Here is a 19,303-nt window from a genome sequence, read left to right on the forward strand (position 1 = left end):
TCGCAGGCGGATTGGTAAGCACCGCAAGCATGACAGGACGATGAACTATGGGCTGGACCCTGATGATCCACGGCGGATCGGGCTCGATGCGGCGCGGTCATTTGAGCGAAGCGGCCGACCAGGCCGGCCGTCAGGGCCTGCGCGCGGCGCTCGATGCCGGCGCCGCGATCCTCGGCGGCGGCGGCTCCGCGCTCGACGCGGTGGAGGCCGCGGTGCGGACGATGGAGGATGATCCCGCCTTCAACGCCGGGCGCGGATCGGTGTTCACCTGGGACGGCCGAATCGAATGCGACGCCGCGATCATGGACGGCCGCACCCGCGATGCCGGCGCCATCGCCGGCGCGACCGCGACGCGCCACCCCGTCACCCTCGCCCGCACGGTGATGGCGGAAAGCCCCCATGTCCTGCTGTCCGCGGCCGGCGCCGATGCCTTCTCGAAGGCGCACGGGCTGGAACAGGCCGAACAGGCCTGGTTCGCGATTCCCGAACGCCGCCGCCAGCTCGACGAGATCAAGGCCGACCCCGATGCGCCGTTCGATTCGGACATGAAATATGGCACCGTCGGCGCGGTCGCGGTCGATGAGGCCGGCCATGTCGCCGCCGCCACCTCGACCGGCGGGCTGACCGCCAAGCGCTGGGGCCGGATCGGTGATTCGCCGCTGATCGGCGCCGGCACCTATGCCGACGATCGTGCCGCCGCCATCTCCTGCACCGGCTCGGGCGAGCATTTTATCCGCATCGGCCTCTCCCACGAACTGTGCGCGCGGCTGCGCCTGTCCGGCGATTCGCTGGAGACCGCCGAGGCCGACCTGCTCGCCGAACTCGGCCAGCTGGGTGGCAAGGGCGGCTTCATCGCGGTGACGCCGGATGGCCAGGCGCAATGGTGCTTCAACACGCCCGGCATGTATCGCGGCGTGGTCGGCGATGGCCGGGCGGCGGAAGTGGCGATATACGGGGACGAATAATCTCTGATCCGGGAGCGTCCATGCGCCTGTTGCCGCTTGTCCTCAGCCTGCTGACGATCGCTGCGGCACCGCCCCCCGCCTCCACCCCGCCTCCCTCGCAAATCGCCGCGCATGTGAAGGATGGGCATTTCGATCCCGGCGACTATGGCTGGACACGGGGCGCCTTTCCGGGGGCAACGGCGCAACAGGCCGCCGACTGGAAGGCGATCGACAGCTTCGCCGTGCATTGCGCCGACGACGCACCGCACGATGAGGCGGCCTTGAAGGCGCTGGGCTACGATCATGCGCCCGCCGATTACTGGCGCCGCTATGCCGGCGATGTCTGTGGCGAGGCGATGATGGCCCGCCATCTGGTCGAGGGCTTCAAGGACTGGACGGTGTTCCGCCATGCGCTGGATACCGCTCTTCCAGCCTATCGCACCTATCTGTTCGCCGTGAATCGCGCCATTGCCATAGCGGCGCCGGACGAGGGCGATCTGCGCGATCAACTCCATATCCTCATCATACCGGACCAGATGCTGCGCGAGGCGCTGTCCTGGGGGCAGGGATCGGCCGCCGATGCGCCACCGCTCGATCCTGATGCACGGCGGATAGTATCCGGTCTGCTCTGGCCGGACATCCGGCGCCAGGACCACAGCAATACGGCGTGGCTCAAGGACGAGATCGCGCAGCATGGCTGGCCGACCATCTCGCAGGTCGGCAAGCTGGCAGCGCGCAACGCGTGGCTGCTCGTTCAACATGCCGACGATGATCCGCTCTTCCAGCTGCGGGTTCTGCGCCTGATGGAACCGCTGGTGGCGAAGGGAGAGGTCGATCAGGAAAGCTACGCGCTCCTGACCGACCGCGTGCTCCTGCCGCTGACCGGCAAGCAGCGTTACGGCACCCAATTCACCTGCGACAGCAAAGGCTGGCATCCGCTCGATCTGGAAGACCCCGATCATGTCGATGCCCGCCGCACTTCGCTCGGCATGTCCTCCATCGCAGACAACAAGGCCAGGATGATCCGCCTCTACGGCGCGCATTGTCGCCCCTGAAATTCCAGCCGATATGTCGGTTCGGCAATGTTTTTGACGCGCGGCTGGGCTAGGGCGGCCTGATGACCCGTATCCGCCTGTTGCTCGCTGCCCTGATCGCGACATTCCTCTCCGCATCCCCCGCCGCAGCCTGGTGGGAATATGGTCACCAGACCGTCGCCGCGATCGCGTGGCTGGAGGTGACGCCGCAGACCCGCGCCGGCATCGACCGGCTGCTGCGCCAGTCGAAGCTGCTCGACACGCCGACCTGCCCGGCCAAGACGATCGAGGACGCCTCGGTCTGGCCGGATTGCGTGAAGACGCTCGGCGACAGGTTCAGCTATGCCTATAACTGGCATTTCGTCGATACCGACGTGTGCAAGCCGTTCGATCCCAAGGGGCCGTGCGCCGGCGGCAATTGCGTGATCAGCCAGATCGAGCGCAACCAGCGGCTGCTCGCCAATCCCAGGCTCAACCCCCGCGAGCGGCTGATGGCGCTGGTCTTCCTCGTCCATTTCGTCGGCGATCTGCACCAGCCGCTCCACGCCTCCGAGCGCGACGGCGATCAGGGCGGCAACCGGCTGAAGGTCCATTACGGCGCGATGCCGCACAGCAACCTCCACTCGGTGTGGGACGGGCTGCTCGCCGATCGCGCGATCTCGAGCCCGCCGGGCGACGCGAAGGGCCTGCTGGCCGGCACCACGCCGGACAGCCGCGCGGCGATGGCGCAGGGTTCGGTGGTCGATTGGGCGAAGGAAAGCTGGCTGCTCTCGCGCGACGTCGTCTATCCGGCGGCGCTCCACGGGCCGGCCTGCCCGGTGACGGGGGCGAACAAGGCGCCAGCCGATGCCGGGCTGGACGAGGCCGCCATCCAGAGACTGGTGCCGGTCGTCCGCGACCAGGTGTTGAAGGGCGGGATCAGGCTGGCGAAGATGCTCGACGATGCGTTCGCCGGCCGGGTGTCGCTCAAGCCGAAATATAGCTGAGGCGACAAGGCCCTCTTCCGTCGTTCACGGGAGAGGGCCTTGTCGATGTGCTTACTGCGGCACCACCGTGACGGCGCGGCGATTCTGCGCCCAGGCGCTCTCGTCCGAACCCATCGCCACCGGACGCTCCTTGCCGTAGCTGAGCGTGCTCAGACGATCCGCCGAGACGCCGGCGCTGACCAGGAAGTTCTTGGCGGCGGTCGCACGGCGATCACCGAGCGCGAGATTATATTCGCGGGTGCCGCGCTCGTCGCAATGGCCTTCGATCGTGACGCGCACGGTCGGATGCGCGACCAGCCACTTGGCCTGGGCCGTCAGGATGCCCTGCGCCTCCTGATTGACGTCCGAATGATCGGTGTCGAAGTGGACGGTGTCGGTGCCGACCTGCTGGAGGAAATCCGCGCGCGACCCCGGCACGATGCCGTTGCCGACCGGGCCGCTGCCGACCGGGCCCTGATTGCCCGCATCGCTCGCCGGCCCCGGGGGCGGCGGCAGCTCGGCGGGCTTCTTCTTGGCGCAGCCCGCCAGCGCGATCATCGCGGCGACGGTGACGATCGTGCCCGTGCGGGCCATGGTTCTTGCAGTCATTCCACTCACTCCTTGTTATATGTGCCTGGCCCCTTCTTCACTCGGGGAAAGGCTGCGGGTCGTTTCGCTTGCGGTCAACCCCCGACGAGGAACGCGATTATTTGAGCAACGGCGACCAGGCCGGATCGGACCCGTCGAGCGGTGTCGGAATCTGGCGCTCGTTGACGCCGGTGAGATCGACCGACCAGAGATCGGCCTTGCCCGAGCCCTGGCCGGTGCGGAAGAACATGATGACGCGGCCATTGGGCGACCAGCTCGGCCCCTCATCCTGCCAGCCATGGGTCAGGATGCGCTCGCCGCTGCCATCCGGCGCCATCACGCCGACATCGAAGCCGCCGCCCATGCGGGTGAAGGCGATAAGGTCGCCGCGCGGGCTCCACACCGGCGTGCCGTGGCGGCCGGCGCCGAAGCTGATGCGATGCTGGTTCGATCCGTCGGCGTTCATCACGTAGAGCTGCTGGCCGCCCGAGCGATCGCTCTCGAACACGATCTTCGATCCGTCCGGCGAATAGCAGGGCGAGGTGTTGATGCCGGGCGCGTTGGTGAGGCGCGTCGGCGATCCGCCGCTGGCGGAGACCCTGTAGATCTGGGTGATGCCGCCGATCGACATCGAATAGACGATCGAGCGCCCGTCCGGCGAGAAGCGCGGCGAGAAGGTCATGTTGGGGGCGTCGACCACCAGCTTCTGGGTGCCGGTGGCGATGTTGTAGGTGTAGATGCGCGGGCGGTTGCCCGTGTAGCTCATATACACGATTTCCTGCTGGCTCGGCGAGTAGCGCGGGGTCAGCACGATCGCCTGGCCGTTGGTCAGGAAGTGATGGTTGGCGCCATCCTGGTCCATGATCGCCAGCCGCTTGGTGCGGCGATTCTTGGGGCCGGCCTCCGACACATAGGCGACGCGGCTGTTGAAATAGGGGCCTTCGCCGGTCAGCCGGGTATAGATGGTGTCCGAGCATTTGTGCGCGGCCTCGCGCCATTTGGCAGGCGGCGCGACGAAGCCCTGGCGGGTCAGCTCCTGCTTGGAGAAGACGTCGTAGAGATAGCAGCCGACGGTCAGCGTGCCGTCGCCATTGGCCTGCACGAAGCCTTCCACCAGCGCCGAGGCGCCGGTCGAGCCCCAATAGTCATATTCGGGCGCCGTCACCTGCGGATAGCTGACCGGGTGCGAGCCCGAGACCGGCTTGAACAGCCCCGATCCCTGGAGATCGTTGGTGACGATCTGCGCGACCTGCTGGCCGAGCGCGTCGGTCTGCCCGGCGGCGGTGTGGACGGAGGCCGGCGTCGGCATCACCGGGATCGCGATCGGCATCGGCTGCGAGATGCCGCCATTGATATCCACGACGATGCGCTGACCCGGCAAGGGTCCGGCGCCGGGCGCCGCCTGGGTGGCGGGCACCTGCGCCACGGCGGCGGTGGATGCCAGCAGCGCCACGGCTGCGGTGGTCCAGGCCTTCATCATTCTCTCCCTCTGAATCTGGCTCATTGCATCTGGTCCGGTCTGAAATTGAGGGTGATGTCCTGCCAGCCGCCTTCATAGAGCTCGGGCGGCAGATGGAGCGGCGACGAGCGACGGATCGCGCGGATCGCCGCCTCGTCGGCCTGGCGGACATAGGGGCTGCCGCCGCCGCTCGGATGGCCGACCACCTCGACGTTCGAGACGGTGCCGTCCCGCGCCATGGTGATGTGCAGCGTCGTCACGATCGAGGCGGCGTCGGCGCCGCCCGTCGGCGGATTATAATTGGGCTTCACCTGCTGCTTGATCAGCGCCCCGATGCCGGCGAGCGACTGCGCGCCGATCGCCGATGCCCGCGGTGTGGCGGCCTTGCCGGGCGCCTTGCTCGGCGACAGGCCCTTCAAGAAGTCGGCGCCGAGGCGCGAACCCTTGGGTTTGTCCTTGCCCGGCTTGTCCTGTGGCAGATCCTTCAGGAAATCCGAGGACAGCCCGGTCGCCTTGGTCGGCTTGGCGGGCGCGGCCTTGGTCGGCTTGTCCGGTTTCTCCGGCCTGGCTTTGTCAGGCCTGCTCTTGTCCGGTTTGGCCGGTTTTTCGGGCGCCGGCTTTTCGGGCTTGGGTTTCGGCTCTGGCTTGACCGGCACCGGCTTCGGTTCGGGTTTCGGCTCAGGCTTCGGCGGCGTGGGCTTGGCGGGTGCAGGTTTCGGCGCTGGCGTGGGCGGTGTCGGCCTGGGTTCGGGCTTCGGCACCGGCTCGGCCTTGGGCGGCGGCGGCGTCGGCGTCGTGTCCTCGGGCTGGCCCTGTTCGGGCGCCTGCGAGGGTGCCGGCGCCTCCTGGCTGACCTTGGGCGCGGCCGAGGTCAGCGCGACCTTGTCGACGAACTGCACGTCCATCGGATCGGCGACCGGCGGCTTGGGGACATGCGCCGAGAGCAGGCTGAGCGACAGCAGCACGAACAGGGCGACATGCCCCGCCGCCGCGATCCCGAGGCCAATGCGTTCGGCGCGATCCATGGTCTACGGGCGCTCGCTCGCCTGGGTGGAGACGATCGAGATCTTGTTGAGGCCGGCGCGGTTCAGCTCGCCCATGACCTGCATCACCTTCTCGAACTGGAGCGCGCGATCGGCCCGCAGGAAGACCTGCTGCGGCTCGGGGGCACCGGCGCTCTTGTCGGCGATGGTCTGGAGACGGCCGGGCAGTTCGGCATCCGATACCAGATCGTCATCGACATAGACCTGGCCCTGCTGGTCGATCGAGATCTGGGTCGGCTTCTTGGGCTGTTCGAGCGCCTTGGCGCGGCTGTCCGGTAGATTCACCGGCACGCCGGTCATCAGCAACGGCGCGGTGATCATGAAGATGATCAGCAGCACCAGCATCACGTCGACCAGCGGCGTGACGTTGATCTCCGCCATCGGCGTGCGCCGGCCGCCCCGGCCGCGTTGCGGGCCCATGCCCATCGCCATTATTCCGACTCCAGCTCGCGCGAGAGCGTCGCGTGGAAGCCGTCCGCGAAGCGATGGAGGCGGGCCTCCAGCTTGTTGATGCTGTGGCTGAGGCGGTTGTAGGCGATCACCGAGGGGATCGCCGCGAACAGCCCGAGCGCGGTGGCGAACAGCGCCTCGGCAATGCCGGGCGCGACCACGCCGAGCGAGGTGTTCTGCTGGGCGGCGATGCTGGTGAAGCTTCGCATGATGCCCCACACCGTGCCGAACAGGCCGACGAACGGCCCGACCGAGCCGATCGTGGCGAGGATGTTCAGCCGATCGGCCAGCTTGTCGATCTCGGCGGCGATCGCCGCGCCCATGGTGGTGGTGAGCCGCTCGCGCGTGCCCTCGCGATCGATCTTCTTGCCCGATGTCGAGCGCCGCCATTCGGTGACGCCGGCGCCCAGCACCTTGGCGCTCGGCAGCTCGGAATTGCGATTGGCGGTGTAGAAATTGTCGATGTCCTCGGCCGCCCAGAAGTCCCGCTCGAACTTGGCGGACTTGCGCGCGATGCTCTTGAGGCGGGCGCCGTGGCCGATGATGATCCCCCACGTCCAGACCGAGGCGGCGAGCAGGCCGACCATCACGATCTTCACGACGATATCGGCCTGGAGGAAGAGGGCGAGCGGCGACATGGTCGCGGCGTCGGTCGCCAATTGTGCGTTCATGATATCTCTTCTTCCCCTTGCAGTCGGCGAAATGCGTCGAGCCAGGCTGGCGGTTGCCGCCGCGGCCGCCCCTCCGGTGAGAGGAACGCCGCGGTGACGTCCGCCTCGGCAACCAACAGCCGCCCGCGCATGACTCTCTGCTGAATGACGCAGGAAACCGCCTTGGTATCCATCACCCGGCTGACGATCAGCAGATCGTCCTCCAGCCGCGCCGGCGCCTTGTAGCGGATCGCGAGCTGGGTGATCGCATAGACCCCCAGCCCGCTCTCATGCGCGCCGCGCTGGTCGATCCCGGCGGCGCGCAGCATGTCGGAGCGAGCGCGCTCCATGAAGCGCAGATAATTGGCATGATAGACCACGCCCGACAGATCGGTGTCCTCGAAATAGACGCGGCATGGGAAGCGATGCTCGCGGCCCACGAAACGGCCCGTCGCGGGGCGATCCTCACTCTCGTCCTTAACCATGGCGCCGGCCGGCATAACGGTTCGTCGCAAGGCCGCCAACCCCGACGCTTGACTCCGATGTCACCTAGAGGTTACTTGTCACCTGTGGGTTACACAGGGGTCTATCGATGTCCGAAGCCGATACCGCCGAGAGGATGAGCCGCACGCGCACCACCCTCTTCTATCTCTCCGCCGCCCTTTTCATCCTGATATCAGTGATGGACTTCCCTGTGCGCCGATCGCTCGCATTCACGGGTATCTGGGTGATCTGGGCGATGCTCCTGCTCGCCAACATCGCGGGTATCGGCGGCTGGCTGCACGCGAAGTCCACGCGCCGGCTGATGGAGGACGAGGGCACGCGCGCCAATCGTAGCAAGAGCCTGGCGATCGGCTATTTCGCCACCATGGCGTCCGCCCTGATCCTGACCGTGGTGGTGCGACTGGTGGAGGTCGATGTGCAGACGGCGATCCTCGCCGTGGCCACCGCCGGCATCTCGGCCGCGCTGATTTCCTTCGCCGCGCTCGAACGCCTGTCGATGCGCGATGCCTGAGGGCCTGTCCAATCGCCTGAAGGAGGAGCGTGCGCGGCGCGGCTGGACCCAGGCCGAGCTGGCCGATCGCGCGGGCGTCAGCCGCAAGACCATCAACACCGTGGAGAATGGCGTGTTCATACCCTCCACCATTCTTGCGCTGCGGCTGGCGCGGGTGCTGGCACGGCCGGTGGAGGAGTTGTTCGCGCTCGTCGACGAGGGGTCGGATTAGAGGTCGAACAGGCCGTCCTGCGCGCCCGCCGGCATCGGCAGGCCGAGATGCGCCCAGGCCCGCCCGGTCAGACAGCGGCCGCGCGCGGTGCGGGCGAGCAGCCCGAGCTGGATGAGATAGGGCTCGATCACCTCCTCCACCGTGTCGCGCGGCTCGGACAGGCCGGCCGCCAGCGTCTCGACGCCGACCGGGCCGCCACGATAGATGTCGGCGATCATCAGCAGATAGCGCCGGTCCATCGCATCGAGGCCGAGCACATCGACCTCGAGCCGGGTCAGCGCGGCATCCGCCACCTTCGCGTCGACCAGCGGGTCGCCGGCCATGTGCGCGAAATCGCGGACCCGGCGCAGCAGCCGGCCGGCGATGCGCGGCGTGCCCCGGGCGCGGCGCGCGATCTCGGTGGCGCCGTCGGTCGAGATGTCGAGCGCGAGCAGCCGCGCGGCGCGGCTGACGACGCGCTCCAGCTCGTCCACCGTGTAGAATTGCAGGCGCACGGGAATGCCGAAGCGATCGCGCAGCGGCGTCGTCAGCAGCCCCTGGCGGGTGGTCGCACCGACCAGGGTGAAGCGCGGCAGCTCGATCCGCACCGAGCGCGCCGACGGCCCCTCGCCGATCATCAGATCGAGCACGCGATCCTCCATCGCCGGATAGAGCACCTCCTCGACGGCGGGCTGGAGGCGGTGGATCTCGTCGATGAAGAGGACGTCGCCCTCTTCCAGATTGGTCAGCAAAGCGGCGAGATCGCCCGACTTGGCGATCACCGGGCCGGAGGTGGCGCGGAAGCCGACGCCGAGCTCGCGCGCGACGATCTGGGCGAGCGTGGTCTTGCCGAGGCCGGGCGGGCCGAAGAACAGCACATGGTCCATCGCCTCGCCGCGGGCCTTGGCGGCGCCGATGAACACGCGCAGATTCTCGCGCGCCGCCTTCTGCCCGACGAAATCGTCGAGCGACTTGGGGCGCAGCGCCGCATCGATGTCCTCGGGCTTGCGATCGGCGGCGATAAGGCGGTCTGGTTCGGCCATCGATGTTCCCTAGCCGTTCCGCCGGTGCCGGATCAAGGCGCCGAGCGAGATCAGGGCAGGCGCGCGATCATCACCGGAATCGAATCGCCCTCCACGGCGCTGATCTGGAGGATGTAGGTGCCGGCCGCGAGCTGGAAATCGACCGTCTTGGCGATGCCGGCACATTGTGGCCCTGGCGAATGGGCGATCGAGGCGAGCGGCGTCTGCCCCTTCGCGACGTCGATCCAGCCATGCCCGCCGAGCGCGATGCGATAGGTGCCGGACAATGCCGCGCGGAAGGTGACCAGGCCGCCTTTGTCGTCCGGCCCCGGCGCCTTGCCGAGCGGGACGACGGGCGCGAGTCGATCGAGCGGCACAAGCGCCAGGTCCACCGCCTCGCCGACCGACAGAAGCGGCACCGGGTTGCCACCGAAATGCCCAGCGGCGGCAACCGCATGGCGCTGCGACCAGCCGGCGAGTTCATGCGGCAGGGCGCAGCGTTCGGGCATCGTCTGCGCGATCGCCGGTAGTGCCATCCCGATCGCCAGCATCGTCGCCGCCATCGCCCCGATCACGCGCATCGCATCCCTCCCCTTATTCGCGCCGGCCGATGCCGGCGCTGCATCACGCCTTGGATGCCTTGCGCAGCGCGAGGCGGACCAAAGTATCGAGCGTGGCGGCGTCGCCCAGCTCCTCGGCCGCCGCGCCGACCGCGGCCGACGCTTCGGCCGGGCGGAAGCCGAGATTGGCAAGCGCCGACAGCGCATCGCCCTCGACGCTGCCCTTCGGCGCCGCCGCTCCGCCTGCCGCCGGCCCGAGCGCGGGGCCGGCCTTGTCCTTGAGCTCGGTGACGATGCGCAGCGCCAGCTTCGGCCCGACGCCATTGGCGCGCGCCACCATCGCCTTGTCGCCGGACGCGACCGCGCGGGACAGTTCGTCCGGCGCCAGCACGGTCAGGATGGCGAGCGCGACCCGCCCGCCGACGCCCTGCACCTGGGTGAGCAGCCGGAACCAGTCGCGCTCGGCGACCGAGCCGAAGCCGAACAGCGTGATCGCATCCTCGCGCACCTGCATGTCGGTGAGGATCTTCACCTCGGCCCCGACGCCGCCCAGCGCCGCCAGCGTCTTGCCGGAAAGCTGGACGAGATAGCCGACGCCATGGACGTCGATCACGGCATGATCGCCGGCCGCTTCCGCCAGAATACCGGTCAGCCGTGCGATCATCATGACACTCTCCGCAACATCGCGCGCTGGCTGGCGAGGTGATGGGCATGGGTGATCGCCACCGCCAGCGCATCGGCGGCGTCGGCGCCGGTCAGCTTCACGCCGGGCAGCAGCCGCGCGACCATCGCCTGCACCTGCGCCTTGGCCGCCCCGCCGGTGCCGACCACCGCCTTCTTGACGATCGAGGGATGATATTCGCCGATCACCAGCTCGGCCTGCGCCGCCGCCAGCAGCGCCATGCCGCGCGCCTGGCCCAGCTTCAGCGTGGATTGCGCATTGCTGTTGCCGAGCACCTCTTCCACCGCCGCGCCCTCGGGCCGGTGGGCGCGGATCACCTCGACGATGGCGCCGTGGAGCAGCGCCAGCCGGCGCGGCAGCGGCATCGAGGGATCGGTGCGGATCTGGCCGTTATCGACATGGGCGAGGCGATTACCGTCGGCGCGGATCATCCCCCAGCCGGTGGTGCCGAGGCCGGGATCGAGCCCGAGGATCAGCATGGCGCACGCGCAACCGACCATAACCCGTTCGTGTCGAGCGCCGTCGAGACACGCGCCCCAAGCGCCGCCGCCTGCCGCACGTCCCTCGACTGCGCTCGGGACGAACGGAGCGAGGGCGTCAGGTCGTCGTTCAGCCCAGTTTCTCCATGATCTCGTCGGGCACGTCGTAATTGGCCCACACGGTCTGGACGTCGTCATCCTCGTCGAGCGTGTCGATCAGCTTCATCAGCAGCGCCGCTTCGTCTTCGGAGGTGAGCGTCACCTGGGTCTGCGGGCGCCAGGCGAGCTTGATGCCCTCGGCCTCGCCGAGCACCGGCTCGAGCGCCTTGGCGACCTCGTGGAGCGAATCGATCGCGGTCCAGATCTCATGGCCGTCCTCGGACGAGGCCACGTCCTCGGCACCGGCCTCCAATGCCGCCTCGAACACCTTTTCGGCGTCACCGGCCTTTTCGGGATAGTTGATCAGGCCCATCCGGTCGAACGCATGGCTCACCGATCCGCCGGCGCCGAGATTGCCGCCATTCTTGGAGACGGCGGTGCGGACGTTGGTGGCGGTGCGGTTGCGGTTATCGGTCAGCGTCTCGATGATCAGCGACACGCCGCCCGGCCCGAAGCCCTCGTAGCGGACCTCTTCATAGTTCGCGCCATCATTGCCCGATGCCTTCTCGATCGAGCGCTTGATGTTGTCATTGGGCATCGACTGCGCGCGCGCCGCGATGATCGCGGAGCGCAGCCGCGCGTTCATCGCCGGATCGGGCAGGCCCATCTTGGCCGCCACGGTGATCTCGCGGCTGAGCTTGGAGAAGAGCGAGGAGCGCTTCTTATCCTGCGCACCCTTGCGGTGCATGATGTTCTTGAACTTGGAATGGCCGGCCATCGCCTGCTTCTCTTGTCTGTGACTGGAACTGCCGGCGTCTCTAGGCCGCGGAGACGGGGGGGATCAAGCCCCGCCCCGTCCGGATGCAGGCCGCTGCGGGCCGATCAGCCGAGGCCGAGCGCCGCCTTGTAGGTATCGAGCAGGGCTTCCGCCTCGTCGCGGGCGTTCTTCTCCATCTTGCGCAGGCGCACGATGGTCCGCATCGTCTTGGGGTCGTAGCCCTGCGACTTGGCTTCCAGATAGACGTCCTTGATGTCGTCCTGCATGCCCTTCTTCTCTTCCTCGAGCCGCTCGATGCGTTCGATGAAGAGGCGCAGCTGATCGGCTGCGACGTTGCCGTCACTCATGGGGTTCCCGCTCCCGAATCGAATAAGAAGGCGGCGGGATAGAGGAGGCTCTCCTCCTCCTCAACCCCGCTCCGCCGGCTTCGCGATTCAGGCGGGCGGATTGCGCTTCAGGCTCTCCGCCATGCGGGCGAGCTGCTCCGGAGTCGCGGCGCCCTGATGCTGGGCCTTCCATTCCCCATAAGGCATCCCGTAGACCGCCTCGCGCCCCCGATCCTTGTCGATCGCGCCGTCGGACGCCTCGGCCGCCCAGTCGCCCAGGCAGTTGCGGCAGAAGCCGGCGAGGCCCATCAGGTCGATATTCTCGGCGTCGCTGCGGTGGCGCAGATGCAGCACCAGCCGGCGGAACACCCTGGCGGCCGTCGCATCATCGATGTCGTCCAAATGCATAGCGCTGTCATTCCCGGTTGATCATTGTGCTGCTAGGGCTATGGGCAACGCGCCACCTGCCGACAAGATGACGCTGTCCAAGGAGAGATTATGTCGATCAGCACCAGCGCGTTCGCGCCCCGCAAGCGGAAAGTCCGCGTTCTCGCGACGCTCGGGCCTGCCAGCCGCTCGCCGGAGATGATCCGCAAGCTGTTCGTGGCCGGCGCCGACGCCTTCCGCGTCAATATGAGCCATGGCGCGCATGAGGACCATGCCCAGGCGATCGCGGACATCCGCGCGCTGGAAAAGGAGCTCAACCGGCCGACCACCATCCTCGCCGATCTCCAGGGGCCAAAGCTGCGCGTCGGCACCTTCGCCGACGGCATCGTGACCATCAAGAAGGGCGATGCGTTCCGGCTCGACCGCGACACCACGCCCGGCGACGCCACCCGCGTCTGCCTGCCGCATCGCGAGATCTTCGAGGCGCTGGAGCCGGGCACCCGCCTGCTGGTCGACGACGGCAAGCTGGTGCTGCGCGTGCAGACGGTCAGCCACGACCAGATCGACACGCTGGTCGAGGTCGGTGGCGCGATCTCGGATCGCAAGGGCGTCAACGTGCCCGACGTGGTGGTGCCGCTGCCGGCGCTGACCGAGAAGGACCGCAAGGATCTCGCCTTCGCGCTGGAGCAGAATGTCGACTGGATCGCGCTCAGCTTCGTGCAGCGCCCGGATGATGTCGCCGAGGCGCGCCGCCTGGTCGCCGGCAAGGCGGCCATCCTCTCCAAGATCGAGAAGCCCGCCGCGATCGACCGGCTCGACGAGATCATCGAGCTGTCGGACGGCGTGATGGTCGCGCGTGGCGATCTCGGCGTCGAGCTGCCGCCCGAAATGGTGCCGCCGATCCAGAAGCGCATCGTCGAAACCTCGCGCCGACTCGGCCGCCCGGTCGTCGTCGCGACGCAGATGCTCGAATCGATGATCAAGTCGCCCTCGCCGACCCGCGCCGAGGTCTCCGACGTCGCCACCGCGATCTACGACGGCGCCGACGCGATCATGCTGTCGGCCGAGAGCGCCGCCGGCGACTGGCCCGAGGAAGCGGTGGCGATGATGGACCGCATCGCCATCTCGGTGGAAGGCGACCCCGCCTACAAGGCGCGCATCCACTTCACCGAGACCCGGCCCGATCACACCACCGCCGATGCGATCGCCGCTGCCGCCGCCGAGATCGTCGACACCATATCGGCCGCAACGATCATCTGCTTCACCTCGTCCGGCTCGACCGCGCGGCGGGTCGCGCGCGAGCGCCCCGCGGCGCCGCTGCTGGTGCTGACCCCCGATCTCCAGACCGCGCGCCGCCTCGGCCTGCTGTGGGGCGCCCATGCCGTCCACACCCGCGACATCGACAGCTTCGAGGAGATGGTGGCGAAGTCGAAGCGGATGGCGCTGCGCGCGCGCGTCGCCGGTGCCGGCGATTCGGCGGTGATGATGGCCGGCGTGCCGTTCGGAACGCCGGGATCGACCAACGTCCTCCACGTCGTCCGCCTCACCGGCGACGAACTGCGCGACTATACCGGCAGCGCCGACTGATCCTGCCCGATCCTGCCGGGAGCGTCCGTGCCGATCGCATCGGACGGACGCTCCACTCTGCCCTACCCCATCCTTCTGATTGGCTCAGCCCGCCGGATAGACGGTGAACTGCTCGATCCTGCCCCCCGCCCCCGGCTCGGCGCGCAGCACGATCCGAAGCGTGCGATGCGGGTAGGTCACCCGATATTGTTCCGCGGTGAAGCCCCCGCGCAGGCCATTGCCGGTCTGCACGATCGACTGCGGCGCCCCCAATGGCGCGAGGCTGGCCTTGTAATCGGCGATCGCGGTCGGCGTGAAATAGAAGTTGCCGTTGGTGGTGAACAGCGTGCGATCGAGCCGCCCGGCCCGCAGCATGTCGAACACGGACGTGGCGCGCGCCAACCCGCCGGCCGCCTGAGCATCGGGCTTCGCGTCGGGCAGCACCAGCGCCATCACCTTCTTCGCGATCACCGACTGGGCGTCGCCGAAATCGGCATTGTCGAGGACCACGACCGCCACGCCGTCATCGGGCGCGATCACATTGTCGGACAGGAAGCCGACCGCCTCGCCGCCATGTTCGAGGATGCGGTGCGAACCCCATTGCAGCACGTCGATGCCGAGCCCGTAATGGCTGTCTTCCCCGCTGCTGAGCTTCACCGAGGTCTGCTGCGCGGCATAGCCGGCCTGGCTGAGCAGCTTGTGATCCATCATCCCGATGTCCCACCGGGCGAGATCGCTGGCCGTCATCGCGAGCTGGCCGGCACCAAACAGCCAGCCGGGGGCAGCGGGAGTCGCGACGCGCACCGGGCCCAGCGCATAACGCTCATGCGGCGCTGCATCGGCGGTGGTCATGCCGAAATCCGCGTCCACCGCGCTGGTCATGCCGAGCGGCGTGAAGATGCGCTGCGACAGGAACTGCATCAGCGGCTGGCCGGAAACCGTCTCGATGATCCGCCCGGCGATGACGAAGCCGGTGTTGGAATATTGCCATTGGCTGCCGGGCGGGAAATCCAGCGGCGCCTTGCCCCAGCGCGCGAGAATCGCATCGGGCTTCACCGGATGGGCCATATCGGCGAAGGAAAAGTCCTGCGGCCAGAAATCGCGATAGCCCGAGGTATGGCTGAGGATCTGGCGAATCGTCACATGGTCGCCACTGGTCAGGCCGGGCACATATTTGCCGACGGCATCGTCCAGCGACAGCTTGCCCTCGTCGGCCAGCATCAGGATCGCGGTGGCGGTGATCTGCTTGGAGATGGACGCGATCGGATAGCGCGCATCGGCGACCGCGGGCTTGCCCGGCCCCTGCTCGCCATAGGCCTTGGCGAAGACGATCCGGCCACCCTGCACCACCGCCACCGAGGCCGACGGCACCTGCGTGGTCTTCAGCGCATCGGCGACGACGCGATCGATCGCGCCGGTATCGAGGGGTTGGGGGGCCGAGAATGCGGCGGTGGCCGGCATCAGGGCCAGCGCGGCGACGGTCAGAAGGGCTTTATGCATGGCGGCGAGCCTAGGCACGCCACCCCCTATAGCAAGCCATATCCTTCGAGCGCGCCGCGCAGCGTGGTGGCGTCGCGGAAAAGGTGGCCGGGAAAGCCCGCCTGCTCGCCCGCCGCGATATTGTCGGCGCGATCGTCCACGAACAGCCCCTCGCCCGGCGCCAGGCCGAAACGCGTGAGTGCCAGCGCGTAGATCGCCGGATCGGGCTTGATCAGCCTCACCTCGCCCGAGACGAGGATGTCGCGGAAACGATCGAACAAGGCCGCCTCGCGCGCCCGGAAAGGCGGCCAGAATTCGTGGCTGAAATTGGTGATCGCGTAGAGCGGCACCCCCGCCGCATCGAGATCGGCGACGAGTTCGGCCATGCCCGGCAGCAGAGCCCCGATCGTGTCGCCGAATGCCTCGCCCCAGCGGCGGATATTCTCCGCCTCGTGCGGATAGCGCGCGATCAGCTCCGCCGAGGTTTCGGCGAAGTCGCGGCCCGCATCATGCTGGGTATGCCATTCGAGCGTCGCCACCTCGCCGAGGAAGCGATCCAGCCGGTCGGTATCGGGAATATGCCGCGCGAAAAAGGCGCGCGGATTCCAGTCGACAAGCACGTTGCCGACATCGAACACCACTGCGATGGGCCTCGCCGCGAGCGACGAGCCCATGCTCCCGGAAGCCGGCGAGAAAACGCCGGCCACCGAATCAGCCCTGGCGGGCCTTGAAGCGACGGTTGGTCTTGTTGATGACGTAGGTGCGGCCGCGGCGGCGGATCACGCGGTTATCACGGTGACGTCCCTTGAGCGACTTGAGCGAGTTACGGATCTTCATGGGACTGGCCCTGCTGCTTTCTCTGTGGGCGCGGGGCCCGGAAAAATTGAGGCGCCCGCCTATGAGACACGCGGCCCCGAGTCAAGGCCGCAGCGGGGCCGGCCTATCGTTCAGCCGTTGGAAAGCGACGGCAGATGAAGCAAAAGCGTTGGTCGGAACGTTACATCCCTGCATCCTATCCCGCATCGTCCGCTTGAGAGGCCTGTCATGTCCCATATGCGCATTCCCTTCCGCCTCGCCGCGATGATCGGCGGCACCCTGGCCCTGGCCGGTTGCTCCACCACCGGCGGCCGCCCGACTCAGGTGACCCGCTTCCACCTCGCCCAGCCGATCGCACCGGGCAGCTTCTCGATCGAATCGGTGCCGATGATGGGGCCGGGATCGCCGGTCGCGCCCGACAGCATCGAACTCGCCAGCTATAGCGATATCGTCGCCGGCGAACTGACCCATCTCGGCTTCACCCGCGCCGCTGGCGCCGGTTCGTCCGAACTGACCGTCAGCGTGCTGGTCGATCGCGGCACCCGGCCCGATCCCCATGCCGGCGGCGCGTCGGTGAGCCTCGGCATCGGCGGCGGGGGCTTCGGGCGCCATGTCGGTGGCGGCGGCGAAGTCGGCACCACCATTCCGATCGACCAGCATCCGCGCTTCCTGATCGGCACCCGGATGCAGGTGCAGATCAAGCGCCGCTCGGACGGGACCGCGATCTGGGAAGGCCGCGCCATGACCGAGGCAAAGGGCCAATCGCCGGACGCCTCGCCGCAGGCCGCCGTCGCCAAGCTCGCCCATGCGCTGTTCACGGGCTTTCCGGGGGTGTCGGGAACCACTATCACGGTGAAATGAGCATCCTGATTTCCGCCGCCTTCGACAGCGGCAATATTCGCCCGACCGCCATCCTCGACGACCGCGTGACCCTCGAAATCGCGCACGACAAGGATTCGGACTTCTATCAGTGGTTCCACTTCCGCGCGCTCGGCGTGCGGGGGCGGCCGATCACCTACGCGATCACCAATGCCGGCCAGTCCGCCTATCCGGGCGGCTGGCCGGATTACCACGCCTGCTGGTCCGAGGATCGGGTGACGTGGCGGCGAGTGGCCGACACCAGCTATGCCGACGGCGTGCTGCGCTTCACCCACGAAGCGCAGGGTGATGCGGTGTGGTTCGCCTATTTCGCGCCTTACTCGATGGAGCGGCACCATGATCTGGTCGCCCGGATCGCGGCGCAGCCCGGCGTCGCCCTCGCCTCGCTCGGCCAGACGCTCGACGGGCGCGAGATGGATTGCCTGACGCTCGGCGACGGGCCGAAGCAGGTCTGGCTCTACGCCCGCCAGCATCCCGGCGAATCGATGGCCGAATGGTGGATGGAAGGCGCACTGGAGGCGCTGACCGATCCCGCCGATCCGATCGCGCGCTCACTGCGCCAGAAGGCGACCTTCCACATCGTCCCCAATATGAACCCGGACGGCAGCTATCGCGGCCATCTGCGTACCAATGCCGCCGGCGTGAACCTCAACCGCGAATGGCATGAGCCGACGCCGGAGAAATCGCCGGAAGTGCTGTGCGTCCGCAACGCGATGGACGCCACCGGCGTCGACTTCGCGATGGACGTGCATGGCGACGAGGCGATCCCCTATGTGTTCCTGGCCGGATTCGAGGGCATTCCTTCGCTGACCGACAAGCAGGTCTCGCTCTACGCCGCCTATCAGGACGCGCTCGTCGCCCGCACGCCCGATTTCCAGAAGGCCAAGGGCTATGCGACCGCCGGCAAGGGCTGCGCCAATCTCTCCATGTCGACCAATCAGGTGGCCGAGCGCTTCGGCTGCGTGGCGATGACGCTGGAGATGCCGTTCAAGGATAATGACGATCTCGCCGATGCCGAGTTCGGCTGGTCGCCGGAGCGCAGCAAGAAGCTCGGCGCGGCCTGCCTCGCCGCGCTGCACGACGTGATCGCCCGAATCTGATCTCAAAACCCGTTCCCGCCCGTGGCGGGGATGACGAAGCCATGCGCCTCGGCTAGGCGATGGCCCGAGCTATACGGAGACGCTTATGCCCCGCCTCGTCCTGATCCGCCACGGCCAGTCCGACTGGAACCTCGAGAACCGCTTCACCGGCTGGTGGGACGTGAACCTCACCGCGCTGGGCATCGAGGAAGCCAAGGCGGCCGGCCGGCTGCTGGCGGAGAAGGGCTTCGATTTCGATCAGTGCTTCACCAGCGTGCAGACCCGCGCGATCAAGACGCTCAACCTCGCGCTGGAGGAGATGGGCCGGCTGTGGCTGCCGGTGGAGAAGGACTGGCACCTGAACGAGCGCCATTATGGCGGCCTCACCGGGCTCAACAAGGCCGAGACGGCGGCCAAGCATGGCGACGAGCAGGTCAAGATCTGGCGCCGCAGCTTCGACACGCCGCCGCCGCCGCTGGAAGCCGGCTCGGAGTTCGATCTTTCGCAGGATCGTCGCTATGCCGGCATCCCGATCCCCAATACCGAGAGCCTGAAGGACACGATCGCCCGCGTCCTGCCTTATTGGGAAAGCCGGATCGCGCCGGTGCTGAGCGCCGGCAAGCAGGTGGTGATCTCCGCCCACGGCAATTCGCTGCGCGCGCTGGTCAAGCATCTCTCGGGCATTCCCGACGACGAGATCGTCAGCCTCGAGATCCCGACCGGCCAGCCGATCGTCTACGAACTGGATGACGCGCTGCAGCCACTCGATCGCTATTATCTGAGCGAGCGCTAATTTTCCCCGGAGTCTTGCGC

At 67.8% G+C, this 19,303-nt stretch carries 25 protein-coding genes; 9 read left to right on the forward strand and 16 right to left on the reverse strand.

Annotation, left to right across the window (positions count from 1 at the left end):
- Window positions 1-47: 47 nt before the first annotated feature.
- The 3 genes from PBT88_RS19820 (at window position 48) to PBT88_RS19830 (ending at window position 2,964) form a co-directional block, all read left to right on the forward strand.
- Window positions 48-965, forward strand: a complete 918-nt coding sequence (locus tag PBT88_RS19820) for an isoaspartyl peptidase/L-asparaginase family protein (RefSeq protein ID WP_270077002.1) — start codon at window positions 48-50, stop codon at window positions 963-965.
- A 20-nt stretch (window positions 966-985) separates the two neighbouring features.
- Window positions 986-1,999 (forward strand): DUF6624 domain-containing protein, encoded by a 1,014-nt coding sequence (locus PBT88_RS19825; protein WP_270077003.1) that lies wholly within the window; start codon window positions 986-988, stop codon window positions 1,997-1,999.
- A gap of 62 nt (window positions 2,000-2,061) precedes the next feature.
- Window positions 2,062-2,964: a S1/P1 nuclease gene (locus tag PBT88_RS19830; RefSeq protein WP_270077004.1), complete on the forward strand. Its 903-nt coding sequence runs from the start codon at window positions 2,062-2,064 to the stop codon at window positions 2,962-2,964.
- 51 nt (window positions 2,965-3,015) lie between these two features.
- Here PBT88_RS19830 and pal read toward each other — a convergent pair whose 3' ends face one another.
- The 6 genes from pal to PBT88_RS19860 all read right to left on the reverse strand — a co-directional run bounded on the left by pal (window position 3,016) and on the right by PBT88_RS19860 (window position 7,618).
- Window positions 3,016-3,552 carry a peptidoglycan-associated lipoprotein Pal gene (gene pal, locus PBT88_RS19835; RefSeq protein WP_270077005.1) on the reverse strand — a complete coding sequence of 179 codons (537 nt, stop codon included), beginning with the start codon at window positions 3,550-3,552 and terminating at the stop codon, window positions 3,016-3,018.
- 97 nt (window positions 3,553-3,649) lie between these two features.
- On the reverse strand, window positions 3,650-5,011 hold the full coding sequence (gene tolB / locus PBT88_RS19840) for a Tol-Pal system beta propeller repeat protein TolB (RefSeq protein ID WP_270077006.1): 1,362 nt from the start codon (window positions 5,009-5,011) through the stop codon (window positions 3,650-3,652).
- Between the two features lie 20 nt (window positions 5,012-5,031).
- Window positions 5,032-6,015, reverse strand: a complete 984-nt coding sequence (locus PBT88_RS19845; protein ID WP_270077007.1) for a TonB C-terminal domain-containing protein — start codon at window positions 6,013-6,015, stop codon at window positions 5,032-5,034.
- 3 nt (window positions 6,016-6,018) lie between these two features.
- Complete coding sequence (gene tolR, locus PBT88_RS19850) at window positions 6,019-6,465, reverse strand: protein TolR (RefSeq protein WP_270077008.1); 447 nt, start codon at window positions 6,463-6,465, stop codon at window positions 6,019-6,021.
- Complete coding sequence (gene tolQ / locus PBT88_RS19855; protein ID WP_270077009.1) at window positions 6,465-7,154, reverse strand: protein TolQ; 690 nt, start codon at window positions 7,152-7,154, stop codon at window positions 6,465-6,467. Before tolQ ends, tolR begins: the two co-directional genes overlap by 1 nt.
- A complete protein-coding gene (locus tag PBT88_RS19860; protein ID WP_270077010.1) occupies window positions 7,151-7,618 on the reverse strand; it encodes a YbgC/FadM family acyl-CoA thioesterase in 468 nt (155 codons plus the stop codon). Before PBT88_RS19860 ends, tolQ begins: the two co-directional genes overlap by 4 nt.
- A gap of 107 nt (window positions 7,619-7,725) precedes the next feature.
- Between PBT88_RS19860 and PBT88_RS19865 the strand changes: the two genes are divergently transcribed.
- Together PBT88_RS19865 and PBT88_RS19870 are read left to right on the forward strand one after the other, a co-directional pair.
- A complete protein-coding gene (locus PBT88_RS19865) occupies window positions 7,726-8,148 on the forward strand; it encodes a hypothetical protein (protein WP_270077011.1) in 423 nt (140 codons plus the stop codon).
- Window positions 8,141-8,359 (forward strand): helix-turn-helix transcriptional regulator, encoded by a 219-nt coding sequence (locus tag PBT88_RS19870; RefSeq protein ID WP_270077012.1) that lies wholly within the window; start codon window positions 8,141-8,143, stop codon window positions 8,357-8,359. The genes PBT88_RS19865 and PBT88_RS19870 overlap by 8 nt, the downstream gene beginning before the upstream one ends.
- Here the strand turns inward: PBT88_RS19870 and ruvB are convergent.
- The 7 genes from ruvB to PBT88_RS19905 all read right to left on the reverse strand — a co-directional run bounded on the left by ruvB (window position 8,356) and on the right by PBT88_RS19905 (window position 12,692).
- Window positions 8,356-9,381: a Holliday junction branch migration DNA helicase RuvB gene (gene ruvB / locus PBT88_RS19875; protein ID WP_270077013.1), complete on the reverse strand. Its 1,026-nt coding sequence runs from the start codon at window positions 9,379-9,381 to the stop codon at window positions 8,356-8,358. The two genes, PBT88_RS19870 and ruvB, sit on opposite strands and share 4 nt — an antisense overlap.
- A 50-nt stretch (window positions 9,382-9,431) precedes the next feature.
- Window positions 9,432-9,941: a homogentisate 1,2-dioxygenase gene (locus PBT88_RS19880; protein WP_270077014.1), complete on the reverse strand. Its 510-nt coding sequence runs from the start codon at window positions 9,939-9,941 to the stop codon at window positions 9,432-9,434.
- A gap of 43 nt (window positions 9,942-9,984) precedes the next feature.
- Window positions 9,985-10,584 carry a Holliday junction branch migration protein RuvA gene (gene ruvA, locus PBT88_RS19885; protein ID WP_270079329.1) on the reverse strand — a complete coding sequence of 200 codons (600 nt, stop codon included), beginning with the start codon at window positions 10,582-10,584 and terminating at the stop codon, window positions 9,985-9,987.
- Window positions 10,584-11,081 (reverse strand): crossover junction endodeoxyribonuclease RuvC, encoded by a 498-nt coding sequence (gene ruvC, locus PBT88_RS19890; RefSeq protein ID WP_270077015.1) that lies wholly within the window; start codon window positions 11,079-11,081, stop codon window positions 10,584-10,586. Before ruvC ends, ruvA begins: the two co-directional genes overlap by 1 nt.
- Window positions 11,082-11,211: 130 nt before the next feature.
- A complete protein-coding gene (locus tag PBT88_RS19895) occupies window positions 11,212-11,958 on the reverse strand; it encodes a YebC/PmpR family DNA-binding transcriptional regulator (protein ID WP_270077016.1) in 747 nt (248 codons plus the stop codon).
- A gap of 104 nt (window positions 11,959-12,062) precedes the next feature.
- Window positions 12,063-12,305 carry a DUF2312 domain-containing protein gene (locus PBT88_RS19900; RefSeq protein WP_270077017.1) on the reverse strand — a complete coding sequence of 81 codons (243 nt, stop codon included), beginning with the start codon at window positions 12,303-12,305 and terminating at the stop codon, window positions 12,063-12,065.
- Between the two features lie 87 nt (window positions 12,306-12,392).
- On the reverse strand, window positions 12,393-12,692 hold the full coding sequence (locus PBT88_RS19905; protein WP_270077018.1) for a DUF1244 domain-containing protein: 300 nt from the start codon (window positions 12,690-12,692) through the stop codon (window positions 12,393-12,395).
- A 90-nt stretch (window positions 12,693-12,782) separates the two neighbouring features.
- On the opposite strand from PBT88_RS19905, the gene pyk reads away from it, so the two are divergent.
- A complete protein-coding gene (gene pyk / locus PBT88_RS19910; RefSeq protein ID WP_270077019.1) occupies window positions 12,783-14,258 on the forward strand; it encodes a pyruvate kinase in 1,476 nt (491 codons plus the stop codon).
- Window positions 14,259-14,342: 84 nt separating this feature from the next.
- Here the strand turns inward: pyk and PBT88_RS19915 are convergent, their stop codons facing one another.
- Genes PBT88_RS19915 through ykgO form a run of 3 tightly spaced genes read right to left on the reverse strand, consistent with a single transcriptional unit; the run spans window position 14,343 to window position 16,553 of the window.
- Window positions 14,343-15,737, reverse strand: coding sequence for a serine hydrolase domain-containing protein (locus tag PBT88_RS19915; RefSeq protein ID WP_270077020.1), 1,395 nt, complete (start codon window positions 15,735-15,737; stop codon window positions 14,343-14,345).
- A gap of 26 nt (window positions 15,738-15,763) precedes the next feature.
- The gene (locus PBT88_RS19920) at window positions 15,764-16,390 is read right to left on the reverse strand and encodes an HAD family hydrolase (protein WP_270077021.1); all 627 of its coding nucleotides are present in this window, start codon (window positions 16,388-16,390) and stop codon (window positions 15,764-15,766) included.
- Window positions 16,391-16,427: 37 nt separating this feature from the next.
- Window positions 16,428-16,553: a type B 50S ribosomal protein L36 gene (gene ykgO / locus PBT88_RS19925; RefSeq protein ID WP_004210176.1), complete on the reverse strand. Its 126-nt coding sequence runs from the start codon at window positions 16,551-16,553 to the stop codon at window positions 16,428-16,430.
- Between the two features lie 207 nt (window positions 16,554-16,760).
- On the opposite strand from ykgO, the gene PBT88_RS19930 reads away from it, so the two are divergent.
- The 3 genes from PBT88_RS19930 (at window position 16,761) to gpmA (ending at window position 19,283) form a co-directional block, all read left to right on the forward strand.
- Window positions 16,761-17,393 (forward strand): DUF4136 domain-containing protein, encoded by a 633-nt coding sequence (locus tag PBT88_RS19930; RefSeq protein ID WP_270077022.1) that lies wholly within the window; start codon window positions 16,761-16,763, stop codon window positions 17,391-17,393.
- Window positions 17,390-18,511, forward strand: a complete 1,122-nt coding sequence (locus PBT88_RS19935) for a M14 family metallopeptidase (RefSeq protein ID WP_270077023.1) — start codon at window positions 17,390-17,392, stop codon at window positions 18,509-18,511. Before PBT88_RS19930 ends, PBT88_RS19935 begins: the two co-directional genes overlap by 4 nt.
- Window positions 18,512-18,596: 85 nt before the next feature.
- A complete protein-coding gene (gene gpmA, locus PBT88_RS19940; RefSeq protein WP_270077024.1) occupies window positions 18,597-19,283 on the forward strand; it encodes a 2,3-diphosphoglycerate-dependent phosphoglycerate mutase in 687 nt (228 codons plus the stop codon).
- The last annotated feature ends 20 nt before the right edge of the window (window positions 19,284-19,303 follow it).

The sequence above is a fragment of the Sphingomonas abietis genome (genome assembly GCF_027625475.1).
In the GTDB taxonomy this organism is placed as follows: Bacteria; Pseudomonadota; Alphaproteobacteria; order Sphingomonadales; family Sphingomonadaceae; genus Solisphingomonas; species Solisphingomonas abietis.

Bases quoted from the DNA above. Each gene is read 5' to 3' on its own strand.
- PBT88_RS19935 (WP_270077023.1), top strand. From the start codon at position 17,390: ATGAGCATCCTGATTTCCGCCGCCTTCGACAGCGGCAATATTCGCCCG.
- ruvB (WP_270077013.1), bottom strand. From the start codon at position 9,381: ATGGCCGAACCAGACCGCCTTATCGCCGCCGATCGCAAGCCCGAGGAC.
- ruvA (WP_270079329.1), bottom strand. From the start codon at position 10,584: ATGATCGCACGGCTGACCGGTATTCTGGCGGAAGCGGCCGGCGATCAT.
- PBT88_RS19905 (WP_270077018.1), bottom strand. From the start codon at position 12,692: ATGCATTTGGACGACATCGATGATGCGACGGCCGCCAGGGTGTTCCGC.
- tolQ (WP_270077009.1), bottom strand. From the start codon at position 7,154: ATGAACGCACAATTGGCGACCGACGCCGCGACCATGTCGCCGCTCGCC.
- PBT88_RS19915 (WP_270077020.1), bottom strand. From the start codon at position 15,737: ATGCATAAAGCCCTTCTGACCGTCGCCGCGCTGGCCCTGATGCCGGCC.
- gpmA (WP_270077024.1), top strand. From the start codon at position 18,597: ATGCCCCGCCTCGTCCTGATCCGCCACGGCCAGTCCGACTGGAACCTC.
- PBT88_RS19880 (WP_270077014.1), bottom strand. From the start codon at position 9,941: ATGCGCGTGATCGGGGCGATGGCGGCGACGATGCTGGCGATCGGGATG.
- PBT88_RS19865 (WP_270077011.1), top strand. From the start codon at position 7,726: ATGTCCGAAGCCGATACCGCCGAGAGGATGAGCCGCACGCGCACCACC.
- PBT88_RS19900 (WP_270077017.1), bottom strand. From the start codon at position 12,305: ATGAGTGACGGCAACGTCGCAGCCGATCAGCTGCGCCTCTTCATCGAA.
- ruvC (WP_270077015.1), bottom strand. From the start codon at position 11,081: ATGCTGATCCTCGGGCTCGATCCCGGCCTCGGCACCACCGGCTGGGGG.
- ykgO (WP_004210176.1), bottom strand. From the start codon at position 16,553: ATGAAGATCCGTAACTCGCTCAAGTCGCTCAAGGGACGTCACCGTGAT.
- pal (WP_270077005.1), bottom strand. From the start codon at position 3,552: ATGACTGCAAGAACCATGGCCCGCACGGGCACGATCGTCACCGTCGCC.
- PBT88_RS19870 (WP_270077012.1), top strand. From the start codon at position 8,141: ATGCCTGAGGGCCTGTCCAATCGCCTGAAGGAGGAGCGTGCGCGGCGC.
- PBT88_RS19845 (WP_270077007.1), bottom strand. From the start codon at position 6,015: ATGGATCGCGCCGAACGCATTGGCCTCGGGATCGCGGCGGCGGGGCAT.
- PBT88_RS19820 (WP_270077002.1), top strand. From the start codon at position 48: ATGGGCTGGACCCTGATGATCCACGGCGGATCGGGCTCGATGCGGCGC.
- PBT88_RS19825 (WP_270077003.1), top strand. From the start codon at position 986: ATGCGCCTGTTGCCGCTTGTCCTCAGCCTGCTGACGATCGCTGCGGCA.
- PBT88_RS19860 (WP_270077010.1), bottom strand. From the start codon at position 7,618: ATGGTTAAGGACGAGAGTGAGGATCGCCCCGCGACGGGCCGTTTCGTG.
- tolR (WP_270077008.1), bottom strand. From the start codon at position 6,465: ATGGCGATGGGCATGGGCCCGCAACGCGGCCGGGGCGGCCGGCGCACG.
- PBT88_RS19895 (WP_270077016.1), bottom strand. From the start codon at position 11,958: ATGGCCGGCCATTCCAAGTTCAAGAACATCATGCACCGCAAGGGTGCG.
- pyk (WP_270077019.1), top strand. From the start codon at position 12,783: ATGTCGATCAGCACCAGCGCGTTCGCGCCCCGCAAGCGGAAAGTCCGC.
- tolB (WP_270077006.1), bottom strand. From the start codon at position 5,011: ATGATGAAGGCCTGGACCACCGCAGCCGTGGCGCTGCTGGCATCCACC.
- PBT88_RS19830 (WP_270077004.1), top strand. From the start codon at position 2,062: ATGACCCGTATCCGCCTGTTGCTCGCTGCCCTGATCGCGACATTCCTC.
- PBT88_RS19930 (WP_270077022.1), top strand. From the start codon at position 16,761: ATGTCCCATATGCGCATTCCCTTCCGCCTCGCCGCGATGATCGGCGGC.
- PBT88_RS19920 (WP_270077021.1), bottom strand. From the start codon at position 16,390: ATGGGCTCGTCGCTCGCGGCGAGGCCCATCGCAGTGGTGTTCGATGTC.